Source organism: Streptomyces sp. NPDC001532, from assembly GCF_040298625.1.
Classification (GTDB): Bacteria; Actinomycetota; Actinomycetes; order Streptomycetales; family Streptomycetaceae; genus Streptomyces.
On sequence record NZ_JBEPAL010000040.1, the window covers coordinates 38,421 to 54,254 of the forward strand.

Genomic DNA, 15,834 nt, shown 5'->3' on the forward strand with positions numbered 1-15,834 from the left:
GAGCGCCCGAGGGAACACCTGAGGGCATCCCCGACGGCTCCCCCGACGGAACCCCTGACGGCGCGCCGCTCGTTTAGGGCTTCCTTGGGGCCGCACTGTCGGCAGCCTGTGCATCGTCCGGCCGGAGTCCGGCCAGGAGTCCGGCCGGGAGTCCGGTGGGCGGGCCGGCGGGTCAGCCGGCCAGTCGCACCCGGGCGAGCTGGCGGGACTGGGCGACCAGACGGTCCGCGCTGTCCCAGACCTCGGCGTCCTCCTCCAGGAAGCCGCCCGCGAGGTTGCGGGTGGTGATCGCGACGCGCAGCGGGCCGGGAGCCGGACGGCAGCGGATGTGCACGGTGAGCTCGACGGTGGGCACCCAGCCGGAGATGCCGAGCTCGAACGCGGTGGGCGGCAGCGCGTCCACCGCGAGCAGCAACGAGAAGGGGTCGGCGTCGCGGCCGTCCTTGAGCCCGAACCAGGCCCGCATCTCCCCCTTGCCGGAGGGCGCGCCCAGCGCCCAGCCGAGGGTGGACGGGTCCAGCTTGAGCATCAGCCGGTCGGTGATGGCGGAGCTGCCGGGGACCGGGGCGGGACCGTCCTCGGGGCCGAAGCACTGCTCGATCGGCGGGATCGCGGGCGGCCGCGCGGTGGTGCGCACGTCGTCGGGGAGGGTGTCGAGGTCGCCGTAGGAGGCGAGGACACGGATCCGCTCGACCTCGTTGCCCTGCTCGTCGTACTGGAGCAGGCAGGCCTGGCCGGTGGAGAGGGTGCGGCCGGTGCGCACGACCTCCGTACGGACGACCGCGGGGCCGGGCTGGGAGGCGGTCAGGTAGTGCGCGGAGATGGTGAAGGGGTCCGCGTGGGGCAGGGCGTCGGCGAGGGCCCGGCCGAGGACGGCGAGGAGATAGCCGCCGTTGACGGCGCTGATGATGGTCCAGCCGGCGGAGAGGTCGATGTCGTACACGCCCTCCGCGCGGCGGGTGACCGCGGTGTCGCGGTCGAACTCGCTGTCGCCGATGGTCGCCTGGGATGCCTGAGCCATGGCGGTACGGTACAACAACAAACTACTAAGCGGTAGCTTTTGCGGGGTCGTCCTCCCGTACCGTCGACCGCCGGTTCCACGCGCGCGGCGCCCGCCAGTGGAAGTGCATGGCCAGCAGCCGCAGCACGAAGGCGGTGACGACGGCGACCGCGGAGGTGACCGTGGTCAGCGCGTCGAACCGGATGCACAGCACCACCATCGCGGCACCGACCATCGCGGGCACCGCGTACAGATCCCGGTCCCAGCGCAGCAGCGACGGCACCTCGTTGGCGAGGACGTCGCGCAGCACACCGCCGCCGACCGCCGTGGCGAGGCCGAGCGCCGCCGAGGCGGTCAGCCCCAGCCCGTACTCGTACGCCTTGATCGTGCCGGAGACGCAGAACAGACCGAGTCCGGCGGCGTCGAAGACGTTCACGCCCAGCTGGATGCGCTCCACCTCGGGATGGAGGAAGAAGACCAGGAGCGCGGCGAGCAGCGGGGTGAGGAAGTACCCCAGATCCGTGAAGGCGGCCGGCGGTACGGCGCCGATGACCAGGTCACGGAAGAGACCGCCGCCCAGCGCGGTGACCTCGGCGAGGACGGCGATGCCGAAGACGTCGAAATTCTTGCGGACGGCCAGCAGGGCGCCGGAGATCGCGAAGACGAAGATGCCGATGAGGTCGAGCGTGTGCTGGACGGACGGGGTGAACAGTTGCTGGAGCACCCGAACATTCTGACGTGCCGAGGGGGGTGCACCTGCATGTGCCAGGTGCACCCCCCTCGGTCGTTCACTTCTCTTCGCCGGAGGCCTTCTCGGTGGAGGCCTTGTCGACGGGCGCCTTCTCGACAGGCGCCTCGTCGGCGGGCCCCGTCTCGACAGACGCCTTCTCGACAGGCGCCTCGGCGGCGGGCGCTTCCTCGGCCGGAGTCACCTCGACCGGCGCTTCCTCGACCGGGGCTTCCGCCGCGGCGGATTCCTCGACCGGGGCCTCCTCCGCCGAGGTCTCCTCGACGGCCTTCTTCACCGCCGCCGACGTCTCCGCCGACTCCTCCAGCACCGCGTCCGGCACCAGTTCCCCGGCTTCCTTCGCGGCGGACAGCAGGACGGTGTCCTGCGGGGCCTGGTCCTCGAAGTTCTCCGGGTGGTGGCAGGCGACCCGCTGGCCGGGGCGCAGCTCCAGCAGCGGCGGCTCGGTCGTCTTGCAGATCTGCGTCGCCTTCCAGCACCGGGTGTGGAACCGGCAGCCGCTCGGCGGCGAGATCGGCGACGGCACGTCGCCCTTGAGCAGGATGCGCTCGCTCTTGGCGTTCTTCCGGCTCGGGTCCGGGATCGGCACCGCGGACATCAGCGCCTTGGTGTACGGGTGCATCGGCGTCTTGTAGAGCAGGTCACGGTCGGCCAGCTCCACGATCTTGCCTAGGTACATCACCGCGATCCGGTCCGAGACGTGCCGGACGACCGAGAGGTCGTGCGCGATGATCACGTACGTCAGGCCGAGCTCCTCCTGGAGGTCGTCCAGCAGGTTCACCACCTGCGCCTGGATCGACACGTCCAGCGCGGACACCGGCTCGTCGGCCACGACCAGCTTCGGGTTGAGCGCGAGCGCGCGGGCGATGCCGATGCGCTGGCGCTGACCGCCGGAGAACTCGTGCGGGTAGCGGTTGTAGTGCTCGGGGTTGAGACCCACGACCGACAGCAGCCGCTGCACTTCCTTCTTGATGCCGCCCTCGGGCTCGACGCCCTGGAGCCGGAATGGAGCGCCGATGATGGTGCCGATGGTGTGGCGCGGGTTCAGCGACGAGTACGGGTCCTGGAAGATCATCTGCACATCGCGGCGCAGCGGACGCATGCCCGCCACCCCGAGGTGCGTGATGTCCTTGCCCTCGAACTCCACCGTGCCGCCGGTCGGCTCCAGCAGCCGGGTGATCAGCCGGCCCATCGTCGACTTGCCGCAGCCGGACTCGCCCACGACGCCCAGGGTCTCGCCGGCGCGCACCTCGAAGTCGATGCCGTCGACCGCGTGCACCGCGCCGACCTGCCGCTTGAGCAGGCCCTTCTTGATCGGGAAGTGCTTCTGGAGGCCGGTGACCTTCAGCAGCACCTCGCCGTCGGCGCGCCCCTCGGACCTGCTCTGCGCAGGGATCGTCACTGCTTTCTCGTCACTCACAGCTTCGGCGCAATCTCTTCGGTCCAGATACGCTCCCGCTGCTCCTGCGTCATGTGGCAGGCGGCCCAGTGCCGGCTGCCGACCTCGGTCAGCTCCGGGCGGACCGTGCGGGTGACGTTGTCCTTCGGCAGGTCCGCGTACGGGCAGCGCGGGTTGAAGGCGCAGCCGGACGGGACGTTGATGAGGGAGGGCGGGGAGCCCTTGACCGGGATCAGCCGCTCCTGCTGGTCGCGGTCCAGGCGCGGCATCGAGCCGAGCAGACCCCAGGTGTAGGGGTGGCGGGGCTCGTAGAACACCTTCTCGGCGGGACCGCGCTCGACGCACCGGCCGCCGTACATCACCAGCAGGTCGTCGGCGAGCTCGGCGACGACGCCCAGGTCGTGGGTGATGATGATGACCGCCGAGCCGAACTCCGTCTGCAGGTCCCGGATCAGGTCCAGGATCTGCGCCTGGACGGTGACGTCCAGGGCGGTGGTCGGCTCGTCCGCGATGAGCAGTTCGGGGTTGTTCACCAGCGACATCGCGATCATCGCGCGCTGGCGCATACCGCCGGAGAACTCGTGCGGGTAGCTGTCGACGCGCTTGTCGGGCTGCGGGATGCCCACCCGGTCGAGCATCTCGACCGCGCGCTTCTTCGCGGTCTTCTTGTCGACGTCGTGGTGGATCCGGTACGCCTCCACGATCTGCTGGCCGATCGTGTAGTACGGGTGCAGCGCGGACAGCGGATCCTGGAAGATCATCGCCATCTCGCGGCCGCGCATCCTGCGGACCTGGTCCTCCGGCGCGGACAGCAGCTCGGTGCCGTTCAGCCAGATCTCGCCGGAGATCTGCGCCTTGCGCTTGCCGTACTGGCCGGCCGTGTGCAGGCCCATGATGCCGAGCGAGGTCACCGACTTGCCGGAGCCGGACTCGCCCACGATGCCGAGGGTCTTGCCCTTCTCCAGCTGGAAGCTGAGCCCGTCGACGGACTTGACCAGGCCGTCGTCGGTCGGGAAGTGCACCTTCAGGTCGCGCACTTCGAGGAAGGCTGACGGAGCGCCGGAGGTGGTGGGCTCGCCCACGGCAGCGCCGGTCTTGCTGAGTTCGGTCATGCGAGCCTCACTCGGGGGTCGATCACGGCGTACAGGACGTCCACCACGAGGTTGGCGATGAGCACCGCGACGGAGGTGATCAGGGTGACACCCAGGATGACGGGCAGGTCCTGGGTCTTGATGCCGTTGAGCACCGCCTGGCCGAGGCCGGGCAGGCTGAACGCCGTCTCGGTCAGGATCGCGCCGCCGATGAGGGCGCCGAGGTCCATGCCGAGCATGGTCAGGATGGGCGTCATCGTGGAGCGCATGGCGTGCTTGCCGATGACGACCTTCTCGGTCAGACCCTTGGCACGGGCGGTGCGGATGTAGTCCTCGCCCATGATCTCCAGCATCGTGGCGCGGGTGATCCGGGCGTACATCGCCGCGTACAGGAAGGCCAGGGTCACCCAGGGCAGCAGCATGCTCTGGAACCAGCCGCCGAAGCTGTCCGACAGGGGGACGAACTCACCCTGGAGCCAGCCGAGCCCGTAGTCGAAGATCGCCAGGGCGAGCATCGCGGTGAAGTAGATGGGCAGCGAGACGCCGCTCAGGGCGACGATCATCGCGCCGCGGTCCCAGAGGCTGCCCCGCTTGAGGGCGGAGAGCACACCGGCCGAGACACCCAGGAGCAGCCACAGCACGGCGGCACCGAGCGCCAGTCCCAGGGTCACCGGGAGACGGTCGGTCAGCACCGGCCAGACGGCCTGCTCGGTACGGAAGGAGTAGCCGAAGCACGGCGCGGAGCAGTGCGTGACATCGCCGCCGGCCGCGTAGGTGCGGCCCGTGAAGATGCCCTTGAAGAACTCCCACACCTGAACGTAGATGGGCTCCCCCAGGCCCAGCTTCGTCCGCACGGCCTCGACGGCGGCGGGGTCGGCCTGCTTGCCCACGAAGCTCAGGGCGACATCGACGCCGGCCCACTTGGGGATGAGGAAGAAGATGCTGAAGACCACCATGACGATGACGACGAGCATCACTGCGGCGGCGAACAACCGCCTGATGAGGTAAGCGAGCACAGCTAACGGCCCGCCGCGCTCCGCGGGCCGCCGGAGGTCTTCCGGCGGCCCGCGGTCACGCCGCGCCGGCCTTCACCTGCCTTTCGTGCCGTACGGCGGGTGTGCCGGTTACTTCGTGTTCTTCAGGCCGAGGTTGACGAAGTCGTACTGACCGCTGTACGCGTCGGTGGTGTACACGTTCGCCAGTCGGTCCGAGCGCCAGTTCAGGAACCGCTCGAAGACGAACGGCAGGTAGTAGGCGCCGTCCATCACCTTGTGGTTGATCTCCGTGGCGATCTGGACCTTCTCGGCGTCGTCCAGCGTGTTGACGTAGTCGTCGAACAGACCGTCGATGGCCTTGTCCTTGATCAGCGCGTAGTTGTTGTTGGCGCTCTCGAGGATGTACTTGCTGTGCCACAGCGGCAGACCGAAGCCCTGGACGGACGGGAAGTCCGCGCCCCAGCCCATGATGATGATGCCGTAGCCCTTCTTCTTCACGTTCGAAGGGCTGCCGACGACGCTGGAGTTCTGCGCACCGTCGTACTGGTCGATCTCGACGTCGATGCCGACCTTCTTCAGCGACGCCTGGAGCGACTCGGCGGTGGCGACCTCGACCGGCTTGTTGTTGCGGACCGCGATGGTGGTCTTGAAGCCGTTCGGCTTGCCGCAGGCCTTCAGCTCTTCCTTGGCCTTGGCGACGTTGCCGCTCTTGTTGGCACCGGCCATCTCGTACGGGTCGTACTTCTGGCCCTCACCGCCGGGGATGCCGGGCGGGAGCATGTTGGTGCCGATGTCACCGCCGGCGACGGGGCCGCCGCGCGCGGTCTGCAGGGACACGTGGTCGGCCCCGTAGAGCACCGCCTTGCGGCAGTGGATGTTGTCGAACGGCTTCACGTTCTGCGCGAGGGCCGCGTAACGGATGTAGCCGGAGACCGGGTTGTCCAGGTTGGCCTTGTGCTCCTTCAGGGCGGTGGAACGGCCCTGCGGGGAGAGGCTGGTCTGGGCGAGGTCCAGGTCGTAGTCGCCGGCGATCAGGCGGGCGTCCAGGTCGTTGGCGTTGGAGAAGAACTTGATCGTGATCTTGTCCGGGTACGCCTTGCGGATCGGGTCCGAGGCCTGCTTCCACTCGGTGTTGCGGACCAGCGTGAGGTCCTTGCCCGGGTTGTAGGACTCGAACTTGTACGGGCCCGAGGAGAACGGGTGCAGGGCGTACTTGGACTTGGTGTCCTTGTCCTGGCGGACCGGGGAGGCGGAGATCAGCGCCAGCATCTCCTCGAAGTCCGAGTTGGCCTTCGGGAGCTTGAAGACGACGGTCTTGTCGTCCGGCGTCTCGATCGCCTTCAGGCCGAGCTTGTCCGCCGACTTGTCCTTGTACGGACCCTGGTACTCGCCCTTGGGGTCGAGCACCTCCTTCAGGTACGTCGGACCGCCGGACAGCACGTCCTGCGCCCAGACGCGCTCGATGCCGTACTTGACGTCCTTGGACGTGATCGGCTTGCCGTCCTCCCAGGTGACGCCGTCACGCAGGGTGTACGTGTAGGTCTTGCCGTCGTCCGAGACCTTGGCGAGACCGGTGGCGAGGTCCGGCGTGAGCTCGGCGCCCGCCTTGCCCGGCTCCGTCTTGTTCGTGACGAGCTGACGGCTGTAGTAGCGCGAGAAGTTCCACATGAAGCCGTAGTAGCCGCGCGTGGTGTCCCACGAGTCGGCGTCCTGGGCGCTGGCGAACTTCAGCGTGCCGCCCTTCTTGGCGGCGGAGGCCTGGGCGACCTTGTTGTTCGCGGCGTCGAAGCCGGCCGCGCCGTTCTTCGAGCCCTTGTCGCCGTTGCCCCCGCCGTCGCCGCCGCACGCCGCCGTGGTCAGCAGCGCCGCGACCACGGCGGCAGCGGCCATGGCCTGCTTGCGCCGCCCTGAGGTGCGTTGGGTAGTCACGATCTCGGATCCTCCGGATTTGATGAGAGACCCCGTGCGTTGCGCCACGGGTCGCTTGCGGTACGGCAGTTCAGCGGGAGCCCTTCGGGTCCAGCGCGTCACGCACGCCGTCGCCGAAGAGGTTGAAGGCAAGAACGGTGATGAAGATCGCCACGCCCGGGATCACCATGTACATGGGATCCGATTCGTAGTAGTCGAGCGCGCTCGAAAGCATCTGCCCCCAGGAGGCCGTGGGCGGCTTGACGCCCACGCCCAGGAAGCTGAGTGCCGCCTCGGTGAGGATGTTGGTGGGGATCATCATCGTCGTGTACACGATGATCGGCGCGACCAGGTTGGGCAGCAGTTCCTTGAACAGGATGTAGAACCGCCCGGCGCCCAGCGAGCGGGCCGCCTCGACGTACTCGCGCTCACGCAGCGAGAGCGTCTGGCCGCGCACCACACGTCCGATGTAGGGCCAGCCGAAGAAGCCGATGACCAGGATCATCACGAACAGCCGGACGCCGGTGCCGGTCAGCCCCAGCATCTCGTTCGGCATGACGGAGACCAGCGCGATGATGAACAGCAGCTGCGGGAAGGCGAGCAGACCGTCCATCACCCGGCTGATGACGGTGTCGACCCAGCCGCCGAAGAAGCCGGCGAGGATGCCCAGCACGGTGCCGAGGACGACGGCGACGATCGCCGACAGGAAGCCGACGAGCAGCGAGATCCGGGCGCCGTAGACGATGCGGGCGAAGATGTCGCGGCCGTTGACCGGCTCGATGCCCAGCCAGTGCTCGCCGCTGATCCCGCCGAGGGATCCGATCGGCGTGCCGAACAGCGGGTCGATGAGGTCCTCGTGGTGGGCCTCGGGATCCTGCCCGACCAGACCGGTGATCGCCGGCGCGAGAACCGCGACCAGGATCAGGAAGAGCACCACGATGCCGCCCGCCAGGGCCAGTTTGTCGCGCTTGAGCCGCTCCCAGGCGATCCGCCCCAGGGAGCGCCCCTGTACGGCCTTCGCGCCGCCGCTGACCGACGCCGCTTCCTCGGCCGCACTCGGAGCCGCTTCCGCGGTCGGCTCGTGCAATGGTGCCGTCATCTGGCAGGGACCCCTCTCAACCGGCGGTAGCCGGCCCGCACTTGCCGCTGTAGCGGCGTGATCAGTCCGTCGTACACGGGGGCGAACACCCGGGCGAACCCCCCTGGCTGGGGAGTCTTCAACGCTTTGGCGATCTGTTGCCAGACTTGACGGTGAATGGATGCGTAACCGTGATGCTGTCTGGGGTGTTCCGTTATCCGAACAGCACGTAACGGGACCCGGACACGGACGAGTTGGGGCAACTGGGACAGGGTGGTTGCTTCCACCCCACTTCTACGCGCGCAGAGGCGCCGTCGGTCCGGAGCTGACCACGGTCCGGACGCCCGGTCAGTACCGGCCCGGCACCGGCGGGTAGCCGTAGCCCGACGCGGGGGACGGGGCCGGCGCGGCGTGCGCCTCGCGGTCGTAGAACGGGCGGGCGTGGGCGCGCAGCCACATCGCGACCGGGTCGTAGGCGTCGGACATCGCCACCGTCGACACCGGCAGCCCGTCCGGTACGGCGCCGATGGACTGCTGCATCATCGCGCGCACCGAGTCCACGGTCGCCGGGGAGGTGTCGTACACGTCCAGCCCGATGGCGAGGTACGGCGCGCCCAGCGCGGGCTGCACCCAGGCGCGGCGCAACGAGCGGACGGCCGGGGTGCGGTGGGCGTTCTGGGTGAGCAGGGCGTAGAACGCGGGGATCTCGATGGTCGGCTCGGCGAGCCGGAGCGGGCCGGCGGGCTGGCGGTCCAGGCCGGTGGCGATCCGCCGCAGGTCGGGCCAGGGGACGCCGACGCCTCCGCCGGGGGCGTGCGGGTTCAGCCAGAGGCCGTAGTGGTCCGGGTAGAGGGTGCGGGCCACGTCGACGCCGTCGACGACCTCGTACGAGCGGTTCCAGCCGCTGGCGGAGAGCTCCTGGGCGGAGGTGACACAGGGGGCGTAGCCGTGGCCGTCGACCTCCATGTTCCCGTACTGCGCGTCGGGGCTGCCGGCCTGGCCGTGCCACAGCAGCATCCAGACCTGGCCGGAGGACGGGGTGGCGAGGGCGCGCAGCAGTGCCTCGTAGGCGTCGTAGCGTCCGGGGGTGACCTGGCGCAGCATGTGCTCGACCTGGCCGGCCGCGGCGGTGCCGCTCGCGCTCACTGTTTACCGCCCCTTCGTACAACACCCTGATTCGAGCCGTGACCCTAGCTTAAGGGTGCCTGCTGACTCCGGGGTTGTGTCGTGTCGGGGTACGGGCCGCGGGTGCTTGCCCGCGCGGTTCCCCGAGCCCCAGGGGTCCCGCTAGTGCCCCCGGGTGTAGAAGGGGCGGACCCGCTCGCGCATCCAGTGGCCCACCGGGTCGTCGGCGACGTCCAGGAGGATCAGGTTGACGGGCCATTTCACCGGGGTGCCGCCGAGGGCGCGGCCGAGCGCGTCCAGGGGCACGGTGCGGACGTCGCCCTCCCACTGGGAGAGTTCGACGCCGACGAACATCACCGGGTCGGCCGTCTCGACGACGGCGAGGCAGCGGCGGGCGGTCAGGACGACGCCGGTCGCGTCGAACTCGGCGGAGGCGGCGGTGAGGAAGTCGACCGGGTCCTCCTGCCAGTCCGGTTCGAAGAGCCGGACCCGGCCGCCGGCCGCGGGGCCGTCCAGCGGGGTGCGGCCGGCCCGGCAGAGCTCGGCGACGGCGGGCGGCGGCAGGGGTATGCCGACGACGCCACCGGGGTTCAGCACGAGGCCCGCCTGCGGGGGCAGGCCGCGGGCGAACTCGACGGCGGGGGCGATGGTGTACGACATGTGGGCGCCGGCGATCTGGCGGAGCTGTTCCTCGGAGCTGAACACCGGGACGTAGGCCTGGCCGTCGATCTCCACGGCGGGCAGGTCGAGGGCGGCGCTGTCCGGACCGCCGCCGCCGGGCAGCGGAACCCAGACGAAGCTGCGGCTCAGCACCTCGACGATCCGGCCGCCGGCCGCGGGTCCCGCGCCGAGGGCGGCGGACAGCACCTCCTCCAGCTCGTTGCCGGGCCAGCCGCCGTGCGGCTGGGGGTGCGCCTGTGCCGGGAAGTCCGCGGAGAAGTCCGCCGGGAAGTCCATCTGCCTACCGCCTGCTTCGTACCACTGCCTGGACCGCACAGGCTAACCGCACCCGGCGCCGCGCCCGGCCTCAGCCCGTGAACCCGATCCGGCTCAAGGTGTCCGCCGCGGCGCGGTCCAGGAGGATCGCCGAGCCGCAGCCGTGCGGAAGGGCGCCGCGGCGGGTGGCGCGCAGCAGGCGGGTGGCGGCGGAGCGGTGGCGCAGGAAGGCGTACCGCGAGACGCCGCGGCCGCGGGCGCGCTGGCCGGCCAGGGCCTGCTCGGCGCTGACGTCGAGCAGCAGCAGATGCAGGGCGCCACCCCGGCGGCGGGCCTCGCGGGCCAGCCAGGCGCGCACCCAGGCCTGGGTGCCGCAGTCGTGGACGACGACGCCCTCGCCGGTGCGCAGGGCGCGGCGCAGTCCGGCGTAGTGCGCGAGGCGGACCAGCGGCCGGTAGAGCGCGTACGGCAGGAAGCGGGGCATCCGGGTGTCCCAGCGGTCGCGGGTGTCCTGGGAGTCGACGCGCGGGCCGCGGACGGTGCGCCGCATCAGGGTGGACTTGCCGCTGCCGGGCAGGCCGGTGACGACGACCAGGTCGCGGGGGCCGAAGAGCAGTGCGCGCGGGCTGCGGCCGGCGCGCTCGCGCAGGTCGCGGACGACGGGGGACGGCAGCGGGGCGCACGCCTCCCCGGCGGGGGCGGCCAACTGACCGGGCACCGCGTAGCCGGTGCCGGTGGCGTACGCCGTGGTCCTCTTCACCGTGATCGTCCTCCCCTGGGGCGGTTCACGAGTTCCCCTCCCCGTCGAGTGTAAAGAGAAGGTAATACGCAATGCCTTGCATTTTCGTACGCGGAGCGCCACAACACGGTTACAGATGCGGCCTGCCACGATCCGGCGCGGCGTGCAATGATGAGCCCGCCAACTGCATACCGGCCGTTTGAATCCGCGCGGGAGAGTTCCCGGCAGTCGTGTCGCCGGGGCGCCGAAGGAGCAAGTCCCTCCCTTGAATCTCTCAGGCCCCGTTACCGCGCGGGCGAGGCACATCTGAAAAGCGAGCCGCTGCCGCGGCTCCACCCAAGGTGCAAGCCGTGACCTACCCCGTGCGGGGGTCTCGGCGAACCTCTCAGGTTCCGATGACAGATGGGGAGGACCTTTCCTCGCCCGTCATGCGTTCATGCCCTGGGAGACGACCGACCGATGAGCAGTTCCGAACTCCGTCACACCGCGCTCGATGCCCTGCATCGTTCGCTGGGCGCGACGATGACCGACTTCGCCGGCTGGGACATGCCGCTGCGCTACGGCTCCGAGCGCGACGAGCACCTCGCCGTCCGCACCAGGGCGGGTCTCTTCGACCTCTCCCACATGGGCGAGATCACGGTCACCGGCGCCGAGGCCGCGCGGCTGCTGAACCACGCCCTGGTCGGCAACATCGCCTCCGTGGGCGTGGGCCGCGCCCGCTACACGATGATCTGCCGGGCCGACGGCGGCATCCTGGACGACCTGATCGTCTACCGGCTGGCCGAGACCGAGTACATGGTCGTCGCGAACGCCTCCAACGCCCAGGTGGTGCTGGACGCCCTCACCGAGCGGGCGGCCGGCTTCGACGCCGAGGTGCGCGACGACCGGGACGCGTACGCGCTGATCGCCGTGCAGGGACCGCAGTCGCCGGGGATCCTCGCCTCGCTCACCGACGCCGACCTGGACGGTCTGAAGTACTACGCGGGTCTGCCCGGCACCGTCGCCGGCGTCCCGGCGCTGATCGCCCGCACCGGCTACACCGGCGAGGACGGCTTCGAGCTGTTCGTGAAGCCGGAGCACGCCGTGGAGCTGTGGCAGGCGCTGACCAAGGCGGGCGAGGGCGTCGGCCTGGTGCCGTGCGGGCTGTCCTGCCGCGACACCCTGCGCCTGGAGGCGGGCATGCCGCTGTACGGGCACGAGCTGTCGACCTCCCTGACGCCGTTCGACGCCGGGCTCGGCCGGGTGGTCAAGTTCGACAAGGAGGGCGACTTCGTGGGCCGCGAGGCGCTCGCCGAGGCCGCCGCGCGCGCCGAGCAGAACCCGCCGCGGGTCCTGGTCGGGCTGGTCGCCGAGGGCCGCCGGGTGCCGCGCGCCGGGTACGCCGTGGTCGCCGGCGGCGAGGTGATCGGCGAGGTCACCTCCGGGGCGCCCTCCCCGACGCTGGGCAAGCCGATCGCGATGGCGTACGTCGACGCCGCGCACGCCGCGCCGGGCACGTCCGGGGTCGGCGTGGACATCCGGGGCACCCATGAGCCGTACGAGGTCGTGGCACTCCCCTTCTACAAGCGCCAGAAGTAGCCACCGAGCACGGTCCGCACCCGGCACCTGTGTGAACCCGGGCACATTCCCGCTGCTCAGGCATGGCGCCGGCAGTCCCCTCTTCATCACCACTCCCCCGCGTACAGGAGAATTCAGGCCATGAGCAACCCCCAGCAGCTGCGCTACAGCAAGGAGCACGAGTGGCTGTCGGCCGCCGAGGACGGCGTCGCGACGGTCGGTATCACCGAGTTCGCGGCCAACGCGCTCGGCGATGTCGTCTACGCCGACCTCCCGGCCGTCGGCTCCACGGTGACCGCGGGCGAGACCTGCGGCGAGCTGGAGTCGACCAAGTCCGTCAGCGACCTGTACTCGCCCGTCTCCGGTGAGATCACCGAGATCAACGACGACGTCGTCAGCGACCCGTCGCTGGTGAACTCCGCCCCCTTCGAGGGCGGCTGGCTGTTCAAGGTGCGCGTCGCGGAGGAGCCGGCCGACCTGCTCTCCGCCGACGAGTACGCCGCCCACACCGCCGGCTGAGGAGCCCGCCACCGATGACTGTCCTGAACACGTCCCTGCACGAGCTCGACCCGGAGATCGCCGCCGCGGTCGACGCCGAGCTGCGCCGCCAGCAGTCCACGCTGGAGATGATCGCCTCCGAGAACTTCGCCCCGCTGGCGGTCATGGAGGCGCAGGGCTCGGTCCTCACCAACAAGTACGCCGAGGGCTACCCGGGCCGCCGCTACTACGGCGGCTGCGAGCACGTCGACGTCGCCGAGCAGATCGCGATCGACCGGGTCAAGGAGCTGTTCGGCGCCGAGTACGCCAACGTCCAGCCGCACTCGGGCGCCTCCGCCAACCAGGCGGCGCTCTTCGCCCTCGCCCAGCCCGGCGACACCATCCTGGGCCTGGACCTGGCGCACGGCGGCCACCTCACCCACGGGATGCGGCTGAACTTCTCCGGCAAGCAGTTCGACGTGGTCGCGTACCACGTCGACGAGGCCGGCCTGGTCGACATGGCCGAGGTCGAGCGCCTCGCCAAGGAGCACCGCCCGAAGGTGATCATCGCCGGCTGGTCGGCGTACCCGCGGCAGCTGGACTTCGCGGAGTTCCGCCGGATCGCCGACGAGGTCGAGGCCCGGCTGTGGGTCGACATGGCGCACTTCGCGGGCCTGGTCGCGGCCGGCCTCCACCCGAACCCGGTGCCCTACGCGGACGTCGTGACGTCCACCACCCACAAGACGCTGGGCGGCCCGCGCGGCGGCATCATCCTGGCGAGGCAGGAGTTCGCCAAGAAGCTGAACTCCTCGGTCTTCCCGGGCTTCCAGGGCGGCCCGCTGGAGCATGTGATCGCCGCCAAGGCGGTCTCCTTCAAGGTCGCCGCCTCGGAGGACTTCAAGGAGCGCCAGCGCCGTACAGTGGAAGGCGCGAAAATCCTCGCCGACCGGCTGACCGCGCCGGACGCCCGCGAAGCCGGGATCAACGTCCTCACCGGCGGCACCGACGTCCACCTCGTCCTCGTCGACCTGCGCGACTCCGAGCTGGACGGCCGGCAGGCCGAGGACCGGCTCCACGAGGTCGGCATCACCGTCAACCGGAACGCGGTCCCGAACGACCCGCGCCCGCCGATGGTGACCTCCGGCCTGCGGATCGGCACCCCCGCCCTCGCCACCCGCGGCTTCACCGCCGAGGACTTCACCGAGGTCGCGGACGTGATCGCCGAGGCGCTGAAGCCGTCCTACGACGCCGAGGCGCTCAAGTCCAGGGTCACCGCCCTGGCGGACAAGCACCCGCTCTACCCGAGCGTGGGCAAGTAAGCACCACCCCGCGCGGGGCACCCCACCGGGTGCCCCGCCACCACCCGCATTGAGGAGTCTGACGTGGCCATCTCGGTCTTCGACCTGTTCTCGATCGGCATCGGCCCCTCCAGCTCCCACACGGTCGGCCCGATGCGCGCCGCGCGCATGTTCGCCCGCCGGCTGCGCAACGAGGACACGCTGGGCTCGGTCGCCTCGGTCCGCACCGAGCTGTACGGCTCGCTCGGCGCCACCGGCCACGGCCACGGCACGCCCAAGGCGGTGCTGCTCGGCCTGGAGGGCGACTCGCCGCGCACGGTCGACGTGGAGAGCGCCGACGAGCGGGTGGAGCAGATCAAGGAGTCGGGCCGCATCCGGCTCCTCGGCGACCACGAGATCGCCTTCGACTTCGACACCGACCTGGTCCTGCACCGCCGCAAGGCGCTGCCGTACCACGCCAACGGCATGACGCTGTGGGCCTACGACGCGTCCGGTGCCGAGCTGCTGACCAAGACGTACTACTCGGTGGGCGGCGGCTTCGTCGTCGACGAGGACGCGGTCGGCGCGGACCGGATCAAGCTGGACGACACCGTCCTGAAGTACCCCTTCCGCACGGGCGACGAGCTGCTGCGCCTGACGAAGGAGACCGGGCTGTCGATCTCCTCGCTGATGCTGGAGAACGAGCGGGCCTGGCGCACCGAGGAGGAGATCCGCGAGGGCCTGCTGGAGATCTGGCGGGTCATGCGGGCCTGCGTGTCGCGCGGCATGTCCCGCGAGGGCATCCTGCCGGGCGGACTGCGGGTGCGCCGCCGGGCCGCGGTCTCCGCGCGCCAGCTGCGCGCCGAGGGCGATCCGCTGGCCCACGCGATGGAGTGGATCACCCTCTACGCGATGGCCGTGAACGAGGAGAACGCGGCCGGCGGACGGGTCGTGACCGCCCCCACCAACGGCGCGGCCGGCATCATCCCCGCGGTCCTGCACTACTACATCGACTTCGTGCCCGGCGCCGACGAGGACGGCGTGGTCCGCTTCCTGCTCGCCGCCGGCGCCATCGGCATGCTCTTCAAGGAGAACGCCTCCATCTCCGGCGCCGAGGTCGGCTGCCAGGGCGAGGTCGGCTCCGCCTGCTCCATGGCGGCGGGCGCGCTCGCCGAGGTGCTGGGCGGCTCCCCGGAGCAGGTGGAGAACGCGGCCGAGATCGGCATGGAGCACAACCTCGGTCTGACCTGCGACCCGGTGGGCGGCCTCGTCCAGATCCCGTGCATCGAGCGCAACGGCATGGCCGCGGTGAAGGCGGTCACGGCGGCGCGGATGGCGATGCGCGGCGACGGCTCCCACAAGGTGTCCCTGGACAAGGTCATCAAGACCATGAAGGACACCGGCGCGGACATGTCGGTCAAGTACAAGGAGACGGCCCGGGGCGGGCTGGCGGTGAACATCATCGAGTGCTGACCGCGCGCACACCCGCTCGATACCCTGTGCG

At 70.4% G+C, this 15,834-nt stretch carries 14 protein-coding genes and 2 riboswitches; of the genes, 4 read left to right on the forward strand and 10 right to left on the reverse strand.

Features of this window, described 5'->3' with window-relative positions:
• Positions 1–172: 172 nt before the first annotated feature.
• The 10 genes from ABT232_RS29630 to ABT232_RS29675 form a co-directional block, all read right to left on the reverse strand.
• A complete protein-coding gene (locus tag ABT232_RS29630) occupies positions 173–1,021 on the reverse strand; it encodes a thioesterase family protein (RefSeq protein WP_351845413.1) in 849 nt (282 codons plus the stop codon).
• A gap of 25 nt (positions 1,022–1,046) precedes the next feature.
• Positions 1,047–1,724 carry a trimeric intracellular cation channel family protein gene (locus tag ABT232_RS29635; RefSeq protein WP_351845415.1) on the reverse strand — a complete coding sequence of 226 codons (678 nt, stop codon included), beginning with the start codon at positions 1,722–1,724 and terminating at the stop codon, positions 1,047–1,049.
• A gap of 64 nt (positions 1,725–1,788) precedes the next feature.
• On the reverse strand, positions 1,789–3,150 hold the full coding sequence (locus ABT232_RS29640) for an ABC transporter ATP-binding protein (RefSeq protein ID WP_351845416.1): 1,362 nt from the start codon (positions 3,148–3,150) through the stop codon (positions 1,789–1,791).
• A 14-nt stretch (positions 3,151–3,164) separates the two neighbouring features.
• A complete protein-coding gene (locus tag ABT232_RS29645; protein ID WP_351845417.1) occupies positions 3,165–4,259 on the reverse strand; it encodes an ABC transporter ATP-binding protein in 1,095 nt (364 codons plus the stop codon).
• Positions 4,256–5,254, reverse strand: coding sequence for an ABC transporter permease (locus tag ABT232_RS29650; protein WP_351845419.1), 999 nt, complete (start codon positions 5,252–5,254; stop codon positions 4,256–4,258). Before ABT232_RS29650 ends, ABT232_RS29645 begins: the two co-directional genes overlap by 4 nt.
• A gap of 108 nt (positions 5,255–5,362) precedes the next feature.
• Entirely contained in the window at positions 5,363–7,162 is a 1,800-nt protein-coding gene (locus tag ABT232_RS29655) for an ABC transporter substrate-binding protein (protein ID WP_351845421.1), read from the reverse strand.
• A 70-nt stretch (positions 7,163–7,232) separates the two neighbouring features.
• Positions 7,233–8,240 (reverse strand): ABC transporter permease, encoded by a 1,008-nt coding sequence (locus ABT232_RS29660; RefSeq protein ID WP_351845423.1) that lies wholly within the window; start codon positions 8,238–8,240, stop codon positions 7,233–7,235.
• A gap of 327 nt (positions 8,241–8,567) precedes the next feature.
• The gene (locus ABT232_RS29665; protein ID WP_351845425.1) at positions 8,568–9,365 is read right to left on the reverse strand and encodes an enhanced serine sensitivity protein SseB C-terminal domain-containing protein; all 798 of its coding nucleotides are present in this window, start codon (positions 9,363–9,365) and stop codon (positions 8,568–8,570) included.
• A 141-nt stretch (positions 9,366–9,506) separates the two neighbouring features.
• Positions 9,507–10,301, reverse strand: a complete 795-nt coding sequence (locus ABT232_RS29670; protein WP_351845427.1) for an enhanced serine sensitivity protein SseB — start codon at positions 10,299–10,301, stop codon at positions 9,507–9,509.
• 70 nt (positions 10,302–10,371) lie between these two features.
• On the reverse strand, positions 10,372–11,040 hold the full coding sequence (locus ABT232_RS29675; RefSeq protein ID WP_351845429.1) for an AAA family ATPase: 669 nt from the start codon (positions 11,038–11,040) through the stop codon (positions 10,372–10,374).
• Positions 11,041–11,219: 179 nt separating this feature from the next.
• Positions 11,220–11,319, forward strand: a riboswitch (glycine riboswitch).
• A riboswitch (glycine riboswitch) is annotated at positions 11,320–11,431 on the forward strand.
• A gap of 47 nt (positions 11,432–11,478) precedes the next feature.
• Here ABT232_RS29675 and gcvT point away from each other — a divergent pair.
• The 4 genes from gcvT to ABT232_RS29695 all read left to right on the forward strand — a co-directional run bounded on the left by gcvT (position 11,479) and on the right by ABT232_RS29695 (position 15,803).
• Complete coding sequence (gene gcvT, locus ABT232_RS29680; protein WP_351845431.1) at positions 11,479–12,597, forward strand: glycine cleavage system aminomethyltransferase GcvT; 1,119 nt, start codon at positions 11,479–11,481, stop codon at positions 12,595–12,597.
• Between the two features lie 120 nt (positions 12,598–12,717).
• On the forward strand, positions 12,718–13,095 hold the full coding sequence (gene gcvH / locus ABT232_RS29685; RefSeq protein WP_351845433.1) for a glycine cleavage system protein GcvH: 378 nt from the start codon (positions 12,718–12,720) through the stop codon (positions 13,093–13,095).
• A gap of 14 nt (positions 13,096–13,109) precedes the next feature.
• Positions 13,110–14,372 (forward strand): serine hydroxymethyltransferase, encoded by a 1,263-nt coding sequence (glyA, locus tag ABT232_RS29690; protein ID WP_351845435.1) that lies wholly within the window; start codon positions 13,110–13,112, stop codon positions 14,370–14,372.
• 63 nt (positions 14,373–14,435) lie between these two features.
• Complete coding sequence (locus ABT232_RS29695) at positions 14,436–15,803, forward strand: L-serine ammonia-lyase (RefSeq protein ID WP_351845437.1); 1,368 nt, start codon at positions 14,436–14,438, stop codon at positions 15,801–15,803.
• The last annotated feature ends 31 nt before the right edge of the window (positions 15,804–15,834 follow it).